This is a genomic window from Burkholderia sp. WP42, assembly GCF_000745665.1.
Classification (GTDB): domain Bacteria; phylum Pseudomonadota; class Gammaproteobacteria; order Burkholderiales; family Burkholderiaceae; genus Burkholderia; species Burkholderia vietnamiensis.
This window is the reverse complement of the sequence record NZ_KN050723.1, coordinates 476,391-497,434: the sequence shown is the minus strand read 5'-3', so window position 1 is coordinate 497,434 and position 21,044 is coordinate 476,391. Positions and strand designations below refer to the sequence as shown.

The following is a 21,044-nucleotide window of genomic DNA, read 5'->3' as shown; positions in this document are numbered from 1 at the left end:
GTTCACGTTCACCGGCACGCTCGCATCCTTCAGCGTCAGATGCGCCGGCTGGTTCTCCTCGTGGTTCGTGTTCGAGATGAACACCGACGACAACCGGTCGAACGTCAGCTTGCCGTCCGGCTTCGGATATTCGATCGGCGTGCATTGCGACGCGGGCTTCAGCATCTCGTGGTCCGCATGCTTGTGGTGCAGCGTCCACGGCACGTTGCCGCCCAACAGCTTTTGCTCGATGCCGACCATCAGCGTGCCGAGGTACAACCCCTTCGCCATCCACTGCTTGAAGTTGCGCGCGCGGTGCAGCTCCGCATGCAGCCAGGATCGCTTGAATGCGTTCGGATACGCGCTGAGCTCGTCGCCGCGGCGGCCCGTCTGCACTGCATGGAACGCGGCTTCCGCCGCCAGCATGCCGGTCTTGATCGCCGCGTGGCTGCCTTTGATACGCGACGCGTTCAGGAAGCCTGCGTCGTCGCCGATCAGCGCACCGCCGGGGAACACCGTCTTCGGCAACGACAGCAGCCCGCCCGCGGTGATCGCACGCGCGCCGTACGACACGCGCTTGCCGCCTTCGAGGAACGTACGGATCGACGGGTGCGTCTTGTAGCGCTGGAACTCCTCGAACGGCGACAGGTACGGGTTCGTGTAGCCGAGGCCGACCACGAAACCGACCATGACCTGGTTCTTGTCCATGTGATACAGGAACGAACCGCCGTAGGTATCCGACTTCAGCGGCCAGCCGGCCGTGTGGATCACGAGGCCCGGCTTGTGCTTGGCCGGATCGATCTCCCACAGCTCCTTGATGCCGATCCCGTACGCCTGCGGATCCGCGTTCGCGTCGAGCTTGAACTTCGAGATCAGCTGGCGGCCGAGATGGCCGCGACAACCCTCGGCGAACAGCGTGTACTTCGCGTGCAGTTCCATGCCGAGCTGGAAGTTCTCGGTCGGCTCGCCGTCCTTGCCCACGCCCATGTTGCCGGTGGCGACGCCCTTCACCGAGCCGTCGTCGTTGTAGAGGATCTCCGCGGCCGGAAAGCCGGGGAAGATCTCGACGCCGAGCCCTTCGGCCTGCGTGCCGAGCCAGCGCGTGACGTTGCCCAGCGAAATCACGTAGTTGCCGTGATTCCTGAAGTTGCTCGGCAGTGCCCAGCTCGGCACGGCCTTGGCGTCCGTCTCGCTCAGGAACAGGAAGCGATCTTCCGTGACCTCGACGTCGAGCGGCGCACCCAGCGCCGCCCAGTCGGGGATCAACTCGCTGATCGCGCCCGGGTCCATCACGGCGCCCGACAGAATGTGCGCGCCGATCTCGGAACCCTTCTCGAGCACGCACACACCGATCTCGGCGCCCTTCTCCTTGGCCAGCTGCTTGAGCCGGATCGCCGCCGACAGCCCTGCCGGGCCGCCGCCGACGATCACGACGTCGTACTCCATCGATTCGCGCGGACCATACTGTTCGACGAGAGCGGCCTGGCGCGCCGAGCGGCAATCTATTTCGTTCATATGCGGGACCCAGTCAGAACTGGTCCTCCGTCAGGGCGAGCACGCCCTCCCCGCCCTTGGCGCCGACGATCGACGCCTCATACGACAACGCACGCGGCAGAATGAACTCTGCATAGAACTGCCCGATGGCGATCTTCGCGCCGTAGAACGCCTGATCCTCCTGCAGCTTCTTCGCCGCGATCAGCATCGCTCGCGCCATTTGCCATCCGCCGAGAACCACGCCCGCCAGCTGCAGATACAACACGCTGCCGATGAAGACCGCATTGGGATCGCGTTTCATGTTCGCGATGACGAATTCCATCGCATGCTCGAACGAGCGTGCGCCTTGCTCGAGATGCTTGCGCATCGACGCGAACGCCGCACCGTCGTGTGCCGACAGTTCCTCGACCGTCTTCGCGATTTCACCCAGCAGGAACTTCGCCACGACACCGCCGTCGCGGAACGTCTTGCGGCCGACGAAATCGTTCGCCTGGATCGCCGTCGTGCCTTCGTAAATGGTCAGAATGCGCGAGTCGCGGTAGAACTGTGCCGCGCCCGTCTCCTCGATGAAACCCATCCCGCCGTGAACCTGCACGCCGAGGCTCGTCACTTCGAGCGACAGTTCGGTGCTCCAGCCCTTGACGATCGGAACCAGGAACTCGTAAATCGCCTGATGATGCGCACGGGTGGCAGCATCCTCGTGCTGATGCGCGATGTCGTTGTGAGCGGCCGCCACGTATGCGATGGCACGCGACGCGTCGGTCAACGCGCGCATCGTCCCGAGCATGCGGCGCACGTCGGGGTGATGGATGATCGTCACCGCCTCCTTCGCCGAGCCATCGACCGGCCGGCTCTGGACACGCTCCTTCGCATATTCGACGGCCTTCTGGTACGCGGCCTCGGAAATGCCCACGCCTTGCAGGCCGACGGCGAAACGCGCGGCGTTCATCATGATGAACATGTATTCGAGGCCGCGGTTCTCCTCGCCGACGAGATAGCCGGTCGCGCCGCCATGATCGCCGAACTGAAGCACGGCGGTCGGGCTGCCCTTGATGCCGAGCTTGTGTTCGATCGACACGCACTGGACGTCGTTGCGCGCGCCGAGCGAGCCATCTTCGTTGACGAGGAACTTCGGCACGACGAACAGCGAAATGCCCTTCACCCCTTCCGGTGCGCCGGGCGTACGGGCCAACACCAAATGAATGATGTTCTCCGTCATGTCGTGCTCGCCCCAGGTGATGAAGATCTTGGTGCCGAACACCTTGTACGACCCATCCTGCTGCGGCTCGGCGCGCGAACGCACCATCGACAGATCCGAGCCGGCCTGCGGCTCGGTCAGGTTCATCGTGCCGGTCCATTCGCCGGAGATCATCTTCGGCACGTAACGCGCCTTCTGCTCGTCGCTGCCCGCCGTGAGCAGCGCTTCGATCGCGCCGTCGGTGAGCATCGGGCACAACGCGAACGCTACGCTCGCCGCGTTCAGCATTTCTGCGCAGGGCGTCGCGATCAGCTTGGGCAACCCCTGTCCTTCGTAATCGACCGGATGCTTGACGCCCTGCCAGCCGCCGGCGGCGAACAGCTTGAAGGCGTCCGAGAAACCGGGACACGCGTTCACCACACCGTCCTTCCACGTATTGCCATGCTTGTCGCCGAGCACGTTTAGCGGCGCGACGACCTCATTGCTGAACTTCGCTGCTTCTTCGATAACCGCCTGTGCAGTCTCGGCCGTGGCGTCCTCACACCCCGGGAGTGCGCTGATTCGATCGAGTTGGGCGAGTTCGTTGACCACGAACAGAATATCTTTTACCGGTGCGACAAAACTCATCGTACTTCTCCATTCAGTTAGATCTACATCTTGCCGAGCCATCGATTGGCCCGACTTGAAGCGACCACGACAGTGACGCTGGACGCCTGTGCGTCGAGCGTCTACCGCCGTGCCGCATGCGGCATCACTTCGATTGCGCGGCCTGATCCAGTTGCGCGACGACCTTGTCGTTGATCAGCCGCTCGATCTCGTTCGCGTCGTAGCCCAGCGTTGCGAGCACGTCCCGGCTGTGCTCGCCGAGATCCGGCGCGCGGCGCGGCTTCACCTTGTCGACACCAGAGATCTGCATCGGGCTATTGACCGTATAGGTCGTCTTCTCGCCGGCTTCGCCCAGCGGGACGAACACCTCGTTCGCATACATCTGCTCGTCCTTGACGACTTCGTCGGCGACTTGCACGACACCGTAAATGACCCGCGCCTCGTCAAAGGTCTTTTTCCAGTATTCGAGCGAATGCCCGGCGAACGCCTTGTCGAGAATGCCGACGAGTTCGGTGGCGTGCTTGGTGCGGCCCTCGGAGTCCGCGAAGCGCGGATCTTCGAGCAGCGACGGCAGATCCATTGCCTTGCACAGGCCGGGGAATTCCTTGTTCGCCTGGAGCAACATCAGCAGCAGCCAGCGGTTGTCCGCGGTGCGGTACGGATTGAACAGCGCGTTGAGCGGCGCATTGCGCGTATGTGCGCCGTAGAACTTCGCGCCGTTGAGTGCGCCCTCGGTCCAGAGCGCCGAGGCCCATGCGCCTTCGGCGATGAGCGAGGTGGAGACGCGCGAGCCTTTGCCCGTCTTCTCGCGATGATAGAGGCCCGTCACGATCGCCGAGAACAGCGTGCTGGCCGTCGCGTGATCGCCAATCCCGGGGATGGGAACGGCGGGCGGGCTATCGCCGTCGCGCGTCACTTCCATCAGCCCGGAGCGCGCCCAATAGGTCGTCACGTCGAAGCCGGGACGATTGGCCTCGGGGCCTTTCAAGCCATAACCGGTGATGTCCGCGTAGATGAGACGGTCGTTCAGCGGCGCGAGCGCTTCGTAGGAGATGCCGAGTTTGTCGCGGACGCTGAGCGGGAAATTGACCACGACGACATCGGCCCATTTGACCAGTTTTTCGACAATGTCTTTTGCTGCGGGAGACTTGAGATCGAGTGCAAGACTCTGCTTGTTGCGGTTGGTGAGCTGCCAGGGATAGTTGGTGTCGCAGACGGGGTTCGGCGCCAGCTTGTAGAGGTTTCGATAGGGGTCGCCGGTGCCGGGCGGCTCTACCTTGATAACCGTCGCACCGAAATCGGACAGTATCGTGGTTGCCGCGGGACCGGCGATATAGCTTGCGAAATCAACGACTTTGACTTCAGAAAAAATGCTGTCGGGGTTCTGCATGATGTCTGTAGCAGGTACTCTGCGTGTTGTATGGGTGACTCGGACTTTTGGTGCTCGCCAACTGCCGATACCTTATCCCGCTGCGCAGACGACCGACATGGGAGATGTCTCCGACCCGCATGTGGTTTGTCACAATCCGCCAACTCGAACGCCGACTTTCGCCGCACGATGCCCTGCGCTTCAGAGAGCGATTTTTCGATCGGTGATAGTCTTCGGCCCGTGAACGCAAAGCTCAGCGCAAACGACACATGCAATGGAATTTGCACGTGGCGTCGCGCAATGCGTATGTGCCATCGAGACCGAGGCACCCGAGAATTTCTGGTCCGGCACCACCCTAGAGAACGATTGGCCACAATGAGAGTGATACATGTTCCGTCGCCGTCTGCGTTATTGCGGCAACAGATCAAGACAATCTCCGACGATCTGTCGACGGTGATCGAGCGCACTTATGCAGCATTAGGCGATATCGACGGCTATGAGGATCTCCCCATCTCCGTGAAGAAAGACATCGTCGACTCCATATCGATTTCGGAGCGCCTGTGGTTCCAATCGATCGTCGATGGCGAGTTTCCCGACAATGAAAGTCTGAAGACGTTTCAGGACTTCGGACGACGAAGAGTTCATCAGGGCATTTCTCTGCAGTCGCTGCTGCGAGCCTTCCGGATGGCGCTTAGAGAGGTTTGGCGCGCATGCGCCGATCTGGGCAGCAAGCACGACATCTTGCGCGACGAACTGCTGTTCGAGATTTCGCCGTACCTGATGGATTACTTCGACCACATGTCGCAACTGATCTCCTCCGCCTATCTGGATGAGCAGTACCGGCAGGCGCGCTGGCAGGAATCGCTGCGCTACCAGTTGCACGACGTGGTGTTCAGCAGATCGCGCGACGACGATGCGTTTCGCAAGATCACCAAGGCGCTGGGCCTCGATCATGCCGTGCCGAGAATCGCGGTTGCGTTGGCGTCGTCGGCGCTGGACGGCGAGCCGATTCAGGCCGATCGCGCACTGGATCAGATCGTGCAAGTGACGGCGGGCATCCTCAAGACCTCGCGAGATACGCTGGTCGACGCCCGCCATCACGATCGCCTCGTCATCTGGGTTCCGTCGATACAGCAGGAATCCGCGAGCGCGAGCGACAGACGTGTCGCGGAATACATGGCGACACTGCAGGAACGATTGCCGTCCGTCACGTCGATCGGGATCGGCCTCGCCGGCGTCGGCGCACAAGGCTGGGCCGCATCGGCCGACGAGGCGATACGCGCGCTGGATTTCGGCAATCGCTTCGCGCCGGATCAGAAGGTGCATCGCTACTCGGACATCGTCATCGAGGAATGCATCCGAGGGAACGACAGCGCGCTGAATTACTTTCTTTCGCTGCTGAACGAACTGTCGGTCGAGTCGGGCGCGACCCGCACGATCGAGGCGTTCTTCACCAACAGACGGCGTCGGAAAGTGACGGCGGCCGCGCTCGACATCCATCCGAATACGCTCGACCATCGGCTCGAACGGGTGGAGAGCATTCTCGGCGCGAAGCTGGACGACGCGCGATGGATCGCCAAGCTCGAAATCGCACTGAAGTTGCGCGACGGGGCTTGCGCGTTGCCTGCGTGAGTGCGTCCATGACGCGTTGTCGTTCGCCGCAGTGACGGCCATCGTCCGAGCCGGCGACGACTCCTATCACTCAGAGCAGCCGTGCGATCGTCGCTGCCGGATGTCTGGCTGGGTTACGGCCTGCCGTTTGACCGGTTTTGCCATAGAAACGGCAGGCTTGGACATGAACATATCGACTCCACCGGGTTAGGATGTCTCGACACCTGAATCCGATGGCCGCCCGCTTACGTTCATGAACGCGTCAGGCGCACGTGTCGCACCGACGAGATGGCGGCCGTCACATTCATGCGTTCGCGACGCCTGCATCGCGGACCGCAACGGCCGCATTGCATTGCACGCACACGCATCCTCATACACTCAAGTCGAGCTCTTCGAACATGTCGAATTTCCAGAACATCCAATACGAAAAGAAGTCGGGTATTGCGTACGTCACCGTCGATCGCCCCAAATCGTTGAACGCGCTGAATTTCCAGACGCTCACTGAAATCACCGCGGCCTTCGAGGACGCACGCGACGACGATGCCGTTCATGGCGTGATCGTAACGGGCTCGGGAAACAAGGCGTTCGTCGCAGGCGCTGACATCTCCGAGATCGCCGCACTGTCGGCCGTCGCCGCGGAGAAATTTGCAGGGCTCGGGCATTCGACCATGAATCTGATCGAGACGCTCGGCAAGCCGGTCATCGCCGCTGTGAACGGATTCGCGCTGGGCGGCGGCTGCGAGCTGGCCATGGCCTGCACCATGCGCATCGCATCCGAACATGCCAAGTTCGGACAGCCGGAGGTCAAGCTCGGCATCATTCCGGGCTTCGGCGGTACCCAGCGGCTTCCGCGGCTCGTCGGAAAGGGAATCGCGATGCAGCTGATCCTGACCGCGGCGCTCATCGACGCCAACGAAGCGCATCGCATCGGCCTCGTCAACGAGGTGGTGGAAGCGGACAAGTTGATCGCGCGCGCGGAGCAGATTCTGAATCAGATCGCCGCGAATGCTCCCATCGCAACGCGGCTCGCCATCACGGCCGTCAACCAGGGGGTCGAGGCGAGCCTCGAGCAGGCCTTGAGCCTCGAGCGTGCGCTGTTCGCGGTGTGCACGGCGACGGAGGACAAGGCCGAAGGTACGGCGGCTTTTCTCGACAAGCGCGCACCGACGTTCCAGTCGAAATGACGCTCTGATGATGTCGCCGGCGCGGTGATGGCATATTCGCAAGCTCAGCATCGTGCCGAAAAGTCGACATCTCAGGGCAGCCTCTACTACCGCGCTCTTCGTAAAACGAAAATGCCGTTCAGTTACTCAACTGAGCGGCATTAGCGGCCTGAGGCGCATTTACGGAAGTCGCGCGGAATGCGCGACAAGCGTTGACTGGCGGAAGGCAGCCAGAGTCGAACTGACCCGGGAGCGTCTGACACCCCCAACCGGATTTGAAGTCCGGCCGTACCACCGGATACGAATGCCTTCCGTGCGGGAAAAATCAGGAAAACCGACGAGCGCCTACGCCTGAATACCGGCCCAACCGCTATCGGGCCGCAGGAAGTGCAGATCGCGGTGAAAGCGAGTATACCCAACCCGGTCGAAGAACTCGAGAATCTGGATCGCACGCTTGCGGCCGAGCCCGGTCGCATCGCGAAACGTCGCCGCATCGAGGCCGCCGCCGTGCATCGGCGCGAGTTCCGCAACGAGCGCGGCCAGCTCGCGCACGACCTCCGCGTGATAGAACAGATCGCGCACGACCTGATGCACGTCGCCGCGCCGCGCGAGCTTGCGCAACAGCGCGCGCACGGCGTCCTCGGCCGTGCCCGTCTCGCGCGCGAGATCGCGCACCCATGGCGGATCGAAACGCCCCGCATGAATCGGCGGCAACAGTTGTTGCGCCAGCGCGTCCTCGCGGGCATCGAAGCTCACCGCATGCGTCGGCAAATGCAGCCACGGCCCGCTGCGGGTCACGTCGCCGCCATCCACCAGCGCATCGACCAGCGCACGCCACAGCGCATCGCTGACCAGCGGCGCAGCCATGCGCCGCAGCCGCGCCGCATCGAGCCCCTGGTCGTCCGGCACGCGCTCGTGATACGCGCGCAGCGTGTCGATCGCGCGCGCCTGCAACGCCTGCCAGTGCGCACGCGCGATCACGGTGCCGTCGTTCGACGCACCGCGCTCGCGCTGACCGATCGACAGCGCGTCCGTCGGCAACGCCAATGCGTCAGGCGCGAAACCCGTCAGGTGCGTGAGCGTCGCGCGCGCGATCCCGAGCGGCGCCTGTGCGAGCAATGCATCGAGCCGCCCTTCATCGAGCCACGTCGCGAGCGCGTCCAGCCACGCGCGGCGCGCCGGCGTGCGCCGCTTGCGCGCCGGGCCGAACGGATCGAGCACGCGGCCGCCGCCGACCGTGCGCGTCGCCTGCGGGTTGCGAACGATGAAGCGATCGCCCGGCAGCGCAAACACCGGCTCGTCGAACACCAGTTGCACGCGCATCCGCTGCCCGGCCGCGAGCATGTCGCCGTCGAGCAGCGCGACGTGCGCGACGCGATGCAGCGTGCCGAGATGCACGTGCAGCGGCGCCCAGTGCGTCAGCGTCAATCCCGCATCGGCGAGCAGCGTCAATTCGACGTCGAGCCGCGGCGACGTTGCGACCAGCCGCGCATCGGCGACGGTATCGCCGCGCTCGACGTCCGCCTTCTCGACGCCGGCCAGGTTCAGCGCGCAGCGCTCGCCCGCATGGCCGGTGTCCACCGGCCGATTCTGCGCATGGATGCTGCGCACGCGTGCCGCGCGGCCGGTGCGCACGATCGCAAGCGTGTCGCCGGTCGTCACGCGGCCCGCGAACGCGGTGCCCGTCACGACGGTGCCCTGCCCGGCGAGCGTGAACACGCGATCGACGGCGAGCCGGAACAGCCCGTCGTCGCGGCGCGCGCGCCACGCGAACGCCGCGTCGGCGAGGTGACGTTTCAATGCGGCGACGCCGGCGTCGTCCGCGCGCGTCGCGCACGTGTCGAACACCGGCGCGCCGTCGAGCGTCGAACCATGCAGCCACGCGGCGATCTCGTCGCGCACGGCGCCCACGCGCGCGGCGTCGACACGATCGCACTTCGTCAGCGCGACCGCGCCATGCGTGACGCCGAGCAATTGCAGGATCGCGAGATGCTCGCGGGTCTGCGGCATCACGCCGTCGTCGGCGGCGATCACGACGAGCGCGAAATCGATCCCGCACGCGCCGGCCGCCATCGTGTGGATCAGCTTCTCGTGGCCGGGCACGTCGATCAGGCCGAGCACGTCGCCGTTCTCGAGCGGCGTGTACGCATAGCCGAGCTCGATCGAGATGCCGCGCGCCTTCTCCTCCTTCAGCCGGTCGGTGTCGACGCCCGTGAGCGCGCGCACGAGCGTTGTCTTGCCGTGGTCGATATGTCCCGCAGTGCCGACGATCATGCAGCCGGCCCCGCGATCTGCACGCATTGCGCGACGAGGACCGCTTCGTCGGCGGCTTCGACGCAGCGCAGGTCGAGCCGCAGCGCGTTGTCGGCGATCCGGCCGATCACCGGCCGCGGCCATTCGCGCAGCCGCTTCTCCAGCTGCGCGAGCGCCCGGCCGCCGCGCTTGCCGTCCGGCGTGCGCACGACGAGCCCGGCGCTCGGCAACTGGTCGACCGGCAGCGCACCGCTGCCGATCTGGCTGAACATCGGCTCGACCTGCACGTCGTAGCCGCTGCCGAGCGCCGCCTGCAGCGGCGCGCGCAGGCGCTCGGCAGCGGCGACGATGTCGCGCTGCGGCCGCGTCAGCAGGCGCAGCGTCGTGAGCCGCTCGCGCAGGAATTCGGGCGCCTGGTAGAGCCGCAGCACCGGTTCGAGCGCGGCGAGCGTCAGCTTGCCGACGCGCAGCGCACGCTTGAGCGGATGCTTCTTGATCTTCGCGATCAGCGCGCGGTCGCCGGCGATCAGGCCGGCCTGCGGACCGCCGAGCAGCTTGTCGCCGCTGAACGTGACGAGGTTCGCGCCGGCCGCGATCGTCTCCTGCACGGTGGTCTCGTGCGGCAAGCCCCATTGCGTCAGATCGGCCAGCGTACCGCTGCCGAGATCGACCGCGACCGGCAGCCCGTGCTCGCGCGCGAGCGGCGCGAGTTCGGCGAGCGCCACTTCGCGCGTGAAGCCGCTGATCGCATAGTTGCTGCAATGCACCTTCATCAGCAGCGCGGTGCGAGGGCCGATCGCGTCCGCGTAATCGCGCAGATGCGTGCGGTTGGTCGTGCCGACCTCGCGCAGCTTCGCGCCCGCGCGGCTCATGATGTCGGGAATCCGGAACGCGCCGCCGATCTCGACCAGCTCGCCGCGCGACACGATCACTTCGCGCTTCGGGGCCAGCGCCGACAACGCGAGCAGCACCGCTGCGGCATTGTTGTTGACGACGGTCGCGGCTTCCGCGCCGGTCAGCTCGCACAGCAGCGCGTCGATCAGGTCGTCGCGGTCGCCGCGACGGCCGGTCGCGAGATCGAATTCGAGGTTGACGGGCTGCGTGAGCGCGTCGACTACCGCGCGCACCGCGTCGTCCGGCAACAGCGCGCGCCCGAGGTTCGTGTGCAGCACGGTGCCGGTCAGATTGAATACCGGCCGCACCGCGCTCGCGCTCTGCGCGGCGAGCGTGCGCGCGACGGCGGCGGCGATGCGCGCCTCGTCGAGCGGCTCGGCCGCGGCAGGATCGTTGCGAGCGTCGCTGCGCCAGCGTTCGAGCTCGGCGCGCACCGCGTTCAGCACGCGCGTGCGGCCGTAGTCGGCGAGCAGCGGCTGCAGCGGCGCCGACGACAACACGCGCTCCACCGACGGCACGCGCGCGAGGACGGCATTCAGTTCATTCAAACCGGGTTCGGTCACGTCGAAGTGGCTCCATTTCGATGCGCGGCCCGCAGCCGGCGCGCGGCCGGCTGCGGTGTCATGCGCTCAGTCGGCTCGGTCGGCGTCCGCTTCGCGCGACACGTCGGGCCACAGCAGCGGGTTCGGCGAACTGCGCTGGTAGCCGGCTTCGTTCATCAGAAGGTCGAGCGTGAGGCTCGCGAGATCGTCGGCGAGCGGCTCGAATTCGTAGTCCTTCTCCTGATAGCCGATCTTGCGATAGGTCTTGCATTCGTCGCACGATTCGGCCTTCACCGCTTCGCTACCGCCCTCGATCCCGTGGTACGCGATGCCCTTGGTCGAATCGCAGTGCGAGCACTTGGTGCGCACCATGTGCCACTCGGTCGTGCACAGCCCGCATTGCAGGAAGCGGTAGCCCTGGAACTGGCCGCCGACGCGCACGACGCTCGCGACCGGATGCGTGCCACACACCGGGCACAAGCCGGGCTGGTCGAGATACGGCACGTCGGCTGGCGCGACGCGGCTCGCGAGGTCGGTCCACACGACCTGCAGCGCGGCCATCAGGAACGGCGCGGTGGCCGGGTCGACTTCGGCGAAGCGCAGCGCGAGGATCGCGTCGGCCTGCGCGTCGAGTTCGGCGGGCGCCGTCAGGCGCAGCCGGTCGAGCAGCTTCGCGAGCGACGGATTGACGAGCCCGGCGCTTTCGACGCGATCGAGCAGCTCGTACAGCACGGCCCGCCACTGCGGATTGCGTTCGCCGTCGAGCGCCGGCACGAGCGGCATCGAATGCTGCTGCGCGCGTGCGATCGCCTCGGGCGACGGCAGCGGCAGGTTCAGCGCCTGCAGCGTCGCGTGCTGCGCGTCGGCCACGGTCGCCATCAGCCGCAGATAGCCGCTGATCGGGTTCAGGTCGGCGAGCTTGCGCAGCCGCGCGGCGCGCGCCGCAAACACGGAGCCGCGCTCCGGCAGACGAAAGCGCGGAATGGCCGAATGATCGAGTGCCGAGATCTCGGTCGGCTCGAGAATGCGTTGTGTCACGAGTATGTCTTCCAAAAAACAAGCGCCGACGAATCGGCGCTTCGGGGGCGATTCCTGCGGTTCGCGCAACGCCACGCCGAAGCCGGCGTGGCGTGCGCGCCGATGCGCTACTTCACGCTCTCACGGAACCACTTCGGGTGATGCTTGCGGGCCCAGCCCAGCGTGACGGTGCCGCGCACCATCGCGCCGATCGAGCCTTTCACCCACAACGCCGCGTAAATGTGCACGATGATGCTCGCAATCAGCACGAACGCCGCCGCCGCATGCACGACGGCCGCCGCGCGGATCACGCCGATCGGGAAGTAGAACGAGAAATAGCGACGCCAGATCACGATCCCGGACAGCAGGAGCAGCAGCAGGCAAGCCACCAGCGTGAAGAATAGCAGCTTCTGTCCGGCGTTATAGCGCCCCACCGGCGGCAGCCGGTCCTCCCGGTTGTTCACCACGTCGCCGATCTGCTTCAGCCATTGCCGATCGTCCGCGTCGAGCACGTTGTGATGCCAGAAGCGCACCACGAGAATCGCGAACGACACGAACATCACGACGCCGACGAACGGATGCAGAATCCGCGTCCACTGGCCGCCGCCGAACAGCGCGGTGAGCCAGAACATCGACGGATGGAACAGCGCGAGCCCGGACAGCGCGAGCAGCACGAACGTGATCGCGGTGATCCAGTGGTTGCTCCGCTCGTTCGGCGTGTAGCGGACGATCAGGTTGGGGTCGTCGTGCTTCATTTCGCGTCCTCCTTGATGCGTCGCGCCTCGTCGCGGGCGGCGGCTTCCTCGTCGTCGCTGACCTCGTTCGGACCGACCCGCGTGTAATGGAAGAACCCGGCCAGCGCGGTGAGCGCGAGCCCGGCGACCGCGAGCGGCTTCGCGATGCCCTTCCAGAGCTTCACCATCGGGCTGATCGACGGATTGTCGGGCAGCCCGTGGTACAGCGACGGCTTGTCCGCGTGGTGCAGCACGTACATCACGTGCGTACCGCCGACGCCCTGCGGGTCGTACAGCCCCGCATGCTCGAAGCCGCGCTCCTTGAGGTCCTCGATGCGCTCGGCCGCGTGCTGCTTCATGTCCTCCTTGGTGCCGAACACGATCGCGCCGGTCGGGCAGGTCTTCACGCACGCCGGCTCCTGGCCGACCGCGACGCGATCGGAACACAGCGTGCACTTGTACGCGCGATGGTCCTTCTTCGAGATCCGCGGAACGTTGAACGGGCAGCCGGTCACGCAATAGCCGCAACCGATGCAGTTCTCCTCGTGGAAATCGACGATCCCGTTGTTGTACTGCACGATCGCGCCCGGCGACGGGCACGCCTTCAGGCAGCCCGGGTCCTCGCAGTGCATGCAGCCGTCCTTGCGGATCAGCCACTCGAGGTCGCCGGCCGGGTTCTCGTATTCGGCGAACCGCATCACCGTCCACGAGTGCTCCGACAGGTCGGCCGGATTGTCGTAGACGCCGACGTTGGTGCCGACCTCGTCGCGCAGGTCGTTCCACTCCATGCACGCCGTCTGGCACGCCTTGCAGCCGATGCACTTCGATACGTCGATCAGCTTCGCGACGCTCCCGGTCACCGGTTCGCGCGCCGTGGGCGGCGGCGTCGTGGTGGCCGAGACGCGCTTGATATCCAGCGATTGCAATGCCATCTCTTTCCCCTTACGCCTTTTCGACCTTCACCAGGAACGACTTGAATTCCGGTGTGTACGAGTTGCCGTCGCCGACGGACGGAGTCAGGGTGTTCGCGAGATAGCCGGGCTTCGCAACTCCCTTGAAGCCCCAGTGCAACGGCACGCCGACCGTCTGGACCTTCTTGCCGTCGATCGTCAGCGGTTTGATCCGCTTCGTGACGAGCGCGACCGCGACGATGTAGCCGCGCTTGGACGACACCTTCACGCGATCGCCGTGCGCGACGCCGACTTCCTTCGCGAGGTCTTCGCCGATCTCGACGAATTGCTCGGGCTGGATGATCGCGTTCAGCCGCGCATGCTTGGTCCAGTAATGGAAATGCTCGGTGAGGCGGTACGTCGTCGCGACGTGCGGGAACTCCGACACCTTGCCGAACGACGCGCGGTCGTCCGCGAACACGCGGGCGGCCGGGTTGTTCAGCGCCTGCGGGTTGTCGGGGTGCAGCGGGTTCGCGGCGAGCGGCGTCTCGAACGGCTCGTAGTGCTCGGGGAACGGGCCTTCGTTCATCGCCGCGCGCGCAAAGAAGCGCGCGACGCCTTCCGGATTCATGATGAACGGCCCCATCCCGTTCTCCGGCGGCTCGTCGGCCTTGAAGTCCGGCACGTCGGCGCCCTTCCACGCGCTGCCGTTCCAGCCGATCAGCTTGCGGGTCGGGTCGAACGGCTTGCCGCTCACGTCGCACGACGCGCGGTTGTACAGGATCCGCCGGTTGGCCGGCCACGCCCACGCCCAGTTCAGCGTCTGGCCGATGCCGGTCGGATCGGCGTTGTCGCGTCGCGCCATCTGGTTGCCGGCCTGCGTCCACGCGCCGCAGAAGATCCAGCAGCCGCTCGCGGTCGTGCCGTCGTCCTTCAGCTGCGCGAACGCGGCGAGCTGCTCGCCCTTCTTCACGAGCGTCTTCGTCGGATCCTTCGGGTCGGGCAAGTCGGCGAGCGCACGGCCGTTGAACTCCATCGCCAGTTCTTCGGGCGTCGGGCTCTCCGGGTTCGCGTACGGCCACGTGAGGTTCACGATCGGGTCCGGATACTTGCCGCCCTCCGCCTGATACATCTTGCGCATCCGCAGGAACAGCCCCGACATGATCTCGAGATCGCTGCGCGCCTCGCCCGGCGGCTCCGCGCCCTTCCAGTGCCATTGGAGCACGCGGCTCGAACTGACGAGCGAGCCGTTCTCCTCGGCGAAGCACGTGGTCGGCAGCCGGAACACCTCGGTCTGGATCTTCGACGCGTCGACGTCGTTGAAATCGCCGTGCGGCTTCCAGAATTCGGACGTCTCGGTCGCGAGCGGGTCCATCACCACCAGCCACTTCAGCCTGGCGAGCCCGGCGGCCGTCTTCGCCTTCGACGGCGCGGCCGCGAGCGGGTTGAAGCCCTGGCAGATGTAGCCGTTCATCTTGCCGGCACTCATCAGCTCGATTGCCTGCAGCAGGTCGTACTGCTTGTCGAGCTTCGGCAGGTAGTCGTACGCCCAGTTGTTGTCGGCGCTGGCCGCGTCGCCCCACCACGACTTCATGAAACTGACGTGGAACGCCTTGTAGTTCTTCCAGTAGCTGAGCTGGTTCGGCCGCAGCGGCTGCTGCGCGCGCTTCTTGATATAGCCGTCGAAGTCCTGCTCGGCCTGCATCGGGAGCGTCATGTAACCGGGCAGCAGGTTCGACATCAACCCGAGATCCGTCAGCCCCTGGATGTTCGAGTGGCCGCGCAGCGCGTTCATCCCGCCGCCGGCGATGCCGATGTTGCCGAGCAGCAGCTGCACCATCGCGCCGGTGCGGATGATCTGCGCGCCGATCGAATGGTGGGTCCAGCCGAGCGCGTACAGCACCGTGCCGGCGCGGCCGGGCACGGCCGTGGTCGCGAGCATCTCGCACACCTTCAGGAATTTCTCCTTCGGCGTGCCGCACACCTGCTGGACGAGCTCGGCCGTATAGCGCCCGTAGTGCTGCTTCAGCAGGTTGTAGACGCAGCGCGGATGCTGCAGCGTCGGGTCGACCTTCACGAAGCCGTCGTCGCCGCGCTCGTAGTCCCAGCTGGACTTGTCGGGGTACGCGTGCTTCTCGGCGTCGTAGCCGGAATAGATGCCGTCGTTGAACGCGAAATCCTCGCGCACGATGAACGAGAAGTCCGTGTAGTTCTTCACGTACTCATGCTGGATCTTGTCGTTCGTCAGCAGATAGTTGATGACGCCGCCCAGAAAGACGATGTCGGTGCCGGTGCGGATCGGCGCGTAATAGTCGGCGACCGACGCCGTACGCGTAAAGCGCGGGTCGACGACGATCAGTCGCGCCTTGCGGTGCGCCTTCGCCTCCGTCACCCACTTGAAACCGCACGGATGGGCCTCGGCTGCATTGCCGCCCATCACGAGAATCACGTCCGCGTTCTTGATGTCGACCCAATGGTTCGTCATCGCTCCACGGCCAAACGTCGGGGCAAGACCTGCCACCGTCGGGCCATGTCAGACACGCGCCTGATTGTCGAATACGAGCATTCCGAGGCTGCGCACAGCCTTGTGCGTCAGGTAGCCGACTTCGTTGCTGCCCGCCGATGCGGCCAGCATGCCGGTGGTCAGCCAGCGGTTGACCCTGGCGCCGTCGTCGGTCGTCTCGACGAAGTTCGCGTCGCGGTCGGCTTTCATCAGCTTCGCGATGCGGTCGAGCGCGTCGCTCCACGAGATGGGCTGCCACGTGTCCGAGCCCGGCGCGCGGTACTCGGGACGCGTCAGGCGGTTCGGGCTGTGGATGAAGTCGATCAGGCTCGCACCCTTCGGGCACAGCGTGCCGCGATTGACCGGATGGTCGGGGTCGCCTTCGATGTGGATGATGCTCGACTGCGCGTTCTTCGCGCCATCGCCGAGGCCGTACATCAGGATGCCGCAACCGACTGAGCAATACGGACAGGTGTTGCGCGTTTCGACTGTGCGCGCCAGCTTGTACTGTCGGACTTCGGCGAGCGCTTGCGTCGGAGAAAAGCCCAGCAGGGCAAGACTCGATCCGGCAAGCGACGTGGCCGTCACCTTCAGGAACTGGCGCCGGGACATTTGTAGCATGGTGGTCTCGGGCGTTTTTGTGGGGTTGGGGTGAAGCTGAAAGGAATTATAGACAGTTCAGGCAACTATGATCGAATCCTCGGATCAATACCGATATGCCCGCTCCACCGACGCCCCGCGTTCACCCGCGTTCATCAACAGACCGAACCGTCATGAAACGACCGATCACGTCCGAAGCCACCCGTCTCGCGCAGCAGCAGGCGAACTGGGCACTCAACGCGTTCAAGCGCTTCTCCTCCGACCGCTGCTCGGCGATGGCCGCCAGCATCGCGTTCTTCTCGGCGTTCTCGCTCGCGCCAACGCTCGTGATGGTGATCGCGGTGGCCGGCTGGTTCTTCGGCGACGACGCCGCCCGCGGCCAGGTGTTCGAGCAGGCGCACCAGCTGATCGGCGACGATGCGGCGGCCAGCATCCAAACGATCGTGCAGAACGCGCATCGCGCGGGCAGCAGCGGCGGCATCGCCACGCTGATTTCGTTCGCGGCGCTCGCGATCGGCGCGTCGGCGACGTTCGCGTCGCTGAACACCGCGCTGAGCGTGATCTGGCCGAGCACCGAAAACCGCTGGTCGAGCATGCTCGGGCTCGTGCGCGTGCGACTGGTGTCGTTCGGGCTCGTGCTCGGCGTCGCTTTCCTGCTGATCGTTTCGCTGGTGCTCGACACGGCGATCACGTTCGTCGGCACGTGGCTGCTCGGCGATTCGCCATACGTATTCATCACCAACGTGCTGCAGTTCTTCGTCGGCATCGCGGTGCTGGCCGGCGCGTTCGCCGCGTTGATGAAGTTCCTGCCCGACGCGCGCGTCGCGTGGCGCGACGCCATGGTCGGCGGAGTCGTGTCGGCCATCCTGTTCTCTGGCGGCAAGAAGCTGTTCGCGCTGTATCTGGCGCGGGCCGGCACGGCGAGCGCGTTCGGTGCGGCCGGGTCGTTCGCGGTGCTGCTGATGTGGCTGTACTTCTCGGCGGCCGTGCTGCTGCTCGGGGCTGAATTCGCGGCCGCGCGCGGCGATGCGCATCGCCGCGGCGACCCGCTGCCCGCTGCATCGGCGCCGCCGCAGCCTCCCGCCAAGCGCGCGCCCGGCAACTGACGCCGTAGCGGCCGCGTGCCATTACGCGAACGCGCAGCGTTTCGCAAGCCCCGCGCCGTCGCCCCTTTCGTGACGCGTTGAGATGCCGTTTGCATCGCGTGCCGCCGCCATCTGCATCGGCAAACGTTTGCACACTTCGATTTCTGTGCACACAACGGCGAAATACGTGCTGTTGCTGCACGGCGCATCAACTGTTGCAACAATCGCAGCGCACAACTTGTCAACTGTTTCAAAAACAGGAACAGTTGTTGATGTGCTTGATATATATGGATTTTTTCGCTCTGTTACCTTTTGGAGACACTTTATTTTTTGGGCTTTCTTGCCCGTATTGCACTGAGCTATTCTCCAATCCGCAACAAATAACGAATCACGAATCACTTGCGTGGAGATACTCAACGATGAAGAAACTTGCTCTCTCGACCCTGTCGCTGGCCCTGCTGGGCGCAGCCGGCGCCGCTCACGCTCAATCGAGCGTCACGCTGTACGGCGTGATCGACACGTCGATCACCTACATTCACGGTAACGCTGGTCAAGGCAACAATTCGTGGTCGATGGGCAGCGGCAACCTGCAAGGTGCCCGCTGGGGCCTGAAGGGTACCGAAGACCTCGGTGGCGGCCTGAAGGCAATCTTCCAGGTGGAAAACGGCTTCAACTCGACGAACGGCGCACTGGGCCAAGGCCAGCGCATGTTCGGCCGCCAGGCATTCGTCGGTCTGCAGAGCGACCAGTACGGTACGCTGACGCTCGGCCGCCAGTACGACCCGCTGGTCGACCTGGTTCAGGCAGTGACGGCTGACAACTACTTCGGCAGCGTGTTCGCTACGCCGGGCGACGTCGACAACAACGACAACAGCCTGCGCGTCAGCAACGCGATCAAGTACACGTCGCCGGTCTGGGGCGGTCTGCAATTCGAAGGCATGTACGCACTTGGCGGCGTCGCTGGCGCAACCGGCAAGGGCCAGACGTGGGCAGCGGCAGCAGCCTACAACAACGGCCCGCTCGGCGTGGCTGCAGGCTACTTCCACGCAAGCAACTCGGCAGGCCTGGATCCGACCACCGGCAAGCGTGTGGGCTGGGCGGGCACGTCGGACGAGATCTTCGACGGTGATTCGGGCTCGTCGGTCATCAACAACGCATTCCGCTCGGCGTCGTCGATCGGCATCGCTCAGGTTGCCGCGCAGTACGCGTTCGGCCCGGTCACGGTTGGCGCCGGCTACAGCAACGCACAGTACAAGGCAGACGCGAACTCGACGTTCGGCACGAACCAGAAGTACAACACGGGTCGCGCATTCGTCACGTACCAGGCATCGGCACCGCTGCTGCTGGGCCTCGGCTACATCTACACGAAGGGCAACGGCAACAACAACGGCAAGTACCATCAGGTTTCGCTCGGCGCCGACTACTCGCTGTCGAAGCGCACGGACGTCTACCTGGTTGGCGCGTACCAGCACGCCAGCGGCAAGAACTCGGACGGCAGCGATGCGCAAGCGTCGATCGGCTCGTACGGCGTCGCCGGCACGAGCTCGCAGGAAATCGTCGCACTCGGCCTGCGCCACAAGTTCTAAGAAGTACGTTTCCGGTGTGCATGGCGTCTTCGACGCCATGTCGCCGAACTGCAAAACCAGCCCCGGCTTCGGCCGCGGCTGGTTTTTTTTCGTCCCGTGCGTGGCGGCGCGATGTCGGCCGCCCGATGCGCGTCCTGTGACGGACAGTATCGGCGGCGTTCGACAGCGGCGCTCGGGCCGTCTGTCGCGTGCCTGAGCGCATGCCGAACCCGTGCCCGGCACTACGTGTTGCCGGCGTCCGCCCGAACCTGAACCGCGTATGCTGCCAGCTGTCGATTTCGACGTACGTCGTGCGTCGTAACGATGGCGGGAGGCGAATTGCCAGCCTTCCCCGACACCTGACAGGAGACGCTCGATGACGATTCAGAAGATCACGCCGTTCCTCTGGTATACGACCGAAGCCGAAGAGGCCGCGGCGTTCTATGCGGGCATTTTCCCGAACTCGCGGGTCGTGCGCGTCACCGCGGTACAGGGGACCGCCGGCACGCGGATGGTCGAATTCGAACTGTTCGGCCAGCCGTTCATCGCGATGAGCCATCCGCGCACCGAGACGTTCAACCACACGGTTTCGCTGATGGTCAGTTGCGCGGACCAGGCCGAGCTCGACCGCTACTGGAGCGCGCTGCTCGACAACGGCGGCACCGCCGACGGCTGCGGCTGGCTGCGCGACCGGTTCGGCGTGTCGTGGCAGATCGTGCCGGACGCGCTGATCCCGATGATGGCCGATCGCGACACGGTCAAGGCCGGGCGCGTGGCCGCCGCGATGATGCAGATGACGAAGTTCGACGTTGCCGCGTTGCAGGCTACCTACGCCGGCACGGCGAACTGACGCCAGCCGCCGCGCGCGTGCCGCCGGCTACTGCATACTGCAGCGCGTCGCGTTCGCTACGTGCGCAGCGCGCGCGAGCGCATCGGTCGGCGCGAGCGCATCGCGTCGTGCCGCACACGATCGGCCGCGCGGCCGACGCCATCAATGAAAAATCCCCGCACGCTTTCGCGTACGGGGATCGTCGGACGTTGCAACGGTCGCCGGCGTGGACGCGGCGACCGTCACGCTGCATTACGCAGCGGCGTCCTTCAGCTTCTTCAGCGCACGTGCCTTGACGCGCACGCTGGCCGGCTTCGCCGGGAACCAGCGCTCTTCGCCCGAGAACGGATCCTTGCCGAAGCGCTTCTTCTTCGCCGGCACGACTTGCGCCGTGATCTTCAGCAGACCCGGCAGCGTGAATTCGCCCGCGCCCTTCTTGTGGATCGAGCCCAGCACGACGTTCTCGAGTGCGACGAGCACTGCCTTGACCGCCTTCACTTCGACAGCTGCGCGCTCAGCGATGTGCGTTGCGAGCGATGCCTTCGTGAACTTGTCCTTCAGCGGCGTCGGAGCGGCCGGTGCTGCCTTCGCGGCAGCCTTCTTGGCCACTACTTTCTTCGCGGGCGCAGCCTTTTTGGCAGCCACTTTCTTGGTGGCCGGTGCGGCAGCCTTCTTGGCCACCTTTTTTGCGGAAGTCGCCATGTTTCTCCTA

The 21,044-nt window shown here is 65.1% G+C and carries 16 protein-coding genes and 1 tRNA gene; 6 read left to right on the top strand and 11 right to left on the bottom strand.

The window, feature by feature from the left end; all coding sequences use genetic code 11:
* From EX20_RS24740 to EX20_RS24730, 3 genes are all read right to left on the bottom strand, one after another.
* A partial coding sequence (locus tag EX20_RS24740) for an electron transfer flavoprotein-ubiquinone oxidoreductase (RefSeq protein ID WP_034195035.1) occupies positions 1 to 1,494 on the bottom strand: 1,494 nt, incomplete at its 3' end.
* A 13-nt stretch (positions 1,495 to 1,507) separates the two neighbouring features.
* A complete protein-coding gene (locus EX20_RS24735) occupies positions 1,508 to 3,298 on the bottom strand; it encodes an acyl-CoA dehydrogenase (protein ID WP_011881871.1) in 1,791 nt (596 codons plus the stop codon).
* Between the two features lie 124 nt (positions 3,299 to 3,422).
* Positions 3,423 to 4,667 carry a CaiB/BaiF CoA transferase family protein gene (locus EX20_RS24730; RefSeq protein ID WP_011881870.1) on the bottom strand — a complete coding sequence of 415 codons (1,245 nt, stop codon included), beginning with the start codon at positions 4,665 to 4,667 and terminating at the stop codon, positions 3,423 to 3,425.
* A 354-nt stretch (positions 4,668 to 5,021) separates the two neighbouring features.
* Between EX20_RS24730 and EX20_RS24725 the strand changes: the two genes are divergently transcribed.
* Together EX20_RS24725 and EX20_RS24720 are read left to right on the top strand one after the other, a co-directional pair.
* Complete coding sequence (locus tag EX20_RS24725) at positions 5,022 to 6,278, top strand: PucR family transcriptional regulator (protein ID WP_014725167.1); 1,257 nt, start codon at positions 5,022 to 5,024, stop codon at positions 6,276 to 6,278.
* Between the two features lie 377 nt (positions 6,279 to 6,655).
* Positions 6,656 to 7,441, top strand: coding sequence for an enoyl-CoA hydratase-related protein (locus EX20_RS24720; protein ID WP_034195034.1), 786 nt, complete (start codon positions 6,656 to 6,658; stop codon positions 7,439 to 7,441).
* 196 nt (positions 7,442 to 7,637) lie between these two features.
* Here EX20_RS24720 and EX20_RS24715 read toward each other — a convergent pair.
* The 7 genes from EX20_RS24715 to fdnG all read right to left on the bottom strand — a co-directional run bounded on the left by EX20_RS24715 (position 7,638) and on the right by fdnG (position 16,874).
* A tRNA-Sec gene (locus tag EX20_RS24715) sits at positions 7,638 to 7,733 on the bottom strand.
* A 32-nt stretch (positions 7,734 to 7,765) separates the two neighbouring features.
* Positions 7,766 to 9,694, bottom strand: a complete 1,929-nt coding sequence (gene selB, locus EX20_RS24710) for a selenocysteine-specific translation elongation factor (RefSeq protein WP_034195063.1) — start codon at positions 9,692 to 9,694, stop codon at positions 7,766 to 7,768.
* Positions 9,691 to 11,130, bottom strand: a complete 1,440-nt coding sequence (selA, locus tag EX20_RS24705; protein WP_034195033.1) for an L-seryl-tRNA(Sec) selenium transferase — start codon at positions 11,128 to 11,130, stop codon at positions 9,691 to 9,693. The genes selB and selA overlap by 4 nt, the downstream gene beginning before the upstream one ends.
* A 66-nt stretch (positions 11,131 to 11,196) precedes the next feature.
* Positions 11,197 to 12,147: a formate dehydrogenase accessory protein FdhE gene (gene fdhE, locus EX20_RS24700; RefSeq protein WP_014725170.1), complete on the bottom strand. Its 951-nt coding sequence runs from the start codon at positions 12,145 to 12,147 to the stop codon at positions 11,197 to 11,199.
* A gap of 107 nt (positions 12,148 to 12,254) precedes the next feature.
* Positions 12,255 to 12,881: a formate dehydrogenase subunit gamma gene (locus tag EX20_RS24695; RefSeq protein WP_011881787.1), complete on the bottom strand. Its 627-nt coding sequence runs from the start codon at positions 12,879 to 12,881 to the stop codon at positions 12,255 to 12,257.
* Positions 12,878 to 13,792 (bottom strand): formate dehydrogenase subunit beta, encoded by a 915-nt coding sequence (gene fdxH, locus EX20_RS24690; RefSeq protein WP_011881786.1) that lies wholly within the window; start codon positions 13,790 to 13,792, stop codon positions 12,878 to 12,880. Before fdxH ends, EX20_RS24695 begins: the two co-directional genes overlap by 4 nt.
* Positions 13,793 to 13,802: 10 nt before the next feature.
* A complete protein-coding gene (fdnG, locus tag EX20_RS24685; protein WP_080938618.1) occupies positions 13,803 to 16,874 on the bottom strand; it encodes a formate dehydrogenase-N subunit alpha in 3,072 nt (1,023 codons plus the stop codon).
* 152 nt (positions 16,875 to 17,026) lie between these two features.
* Here fdnG and EX20_RS24675 point away from each other — a divergent pair, with 152 nt between their 5' ends.
* From EX20_RS24675 to EX20_RS24665, 4 genes are all read left to right on the top strand, one after another.
* Complete coding sequence (locus tag EX20_RS24675) at positions 17,027 to 17,959, top strand: YihY/virulence factor BrkB family protein (RefSeq protein WP_034195030.1); 933 nt, start codon at positions 17,027 to 17,029, stop codon at positions 17,957 to 17,959.
* Positions 17,960 to 18,041: 82 nt separating this feature from the next.
* Positions 18,042 to 18,296: a hypothetical protein gene (locus EX20_RS32255; protein ID WP_124260004.1), complete on the top strand. Its 255-nt coding sequence runs from the start codon at positions 18,042 to 18,044 to the stop codon at positions 18,294 to 18,296.
* Between the two features lie 61 nt (positions 18,297 to 18,357).
* Positions 18,358 to 19,524, top strand: coding sequence for a porin (locus EX20_RS24670; RefSeq protein ID WP_034195029.1), 1,167 nt, complete (start codon positions 18,358 to 18,360; stop codon positions 19,522 to 19,524).
* A gap of 355 nt (positions 19,525 to 19,879) precedes the next feature.
* Positions 19,880 to 20,353: a VOC family protein gene (locus tag EX20_RS24665; RefSeq protein ID WP_034195028.1), complete on the top strand. Its 474-nt coding sequence runs from the start codon at positions 19,880 to 19,882 to the stop codon at positions 20,351 to 20,353.
* A gap of 231 nt (positions 20,354 to 20,584) precedes the next feature.
* Here EX20_RS24665 and EX20_RS24660 read toward each other — a convergent pair whose 3' ends face one another.
* On the bottom strand, positions 20,585 to 21,034 hold the full coding sequence (locus EX20_RS24660) for an HU family DNA-binding protein (protein ID WP_011881780.1): 450 nt from the start codon (positions 21,032 to 21,034) through the stop codon (positions 20,585 to 20,587).
* Between the last annotated feature and the right edge of the window lie 10 nt (positions 21,035 to 21,044).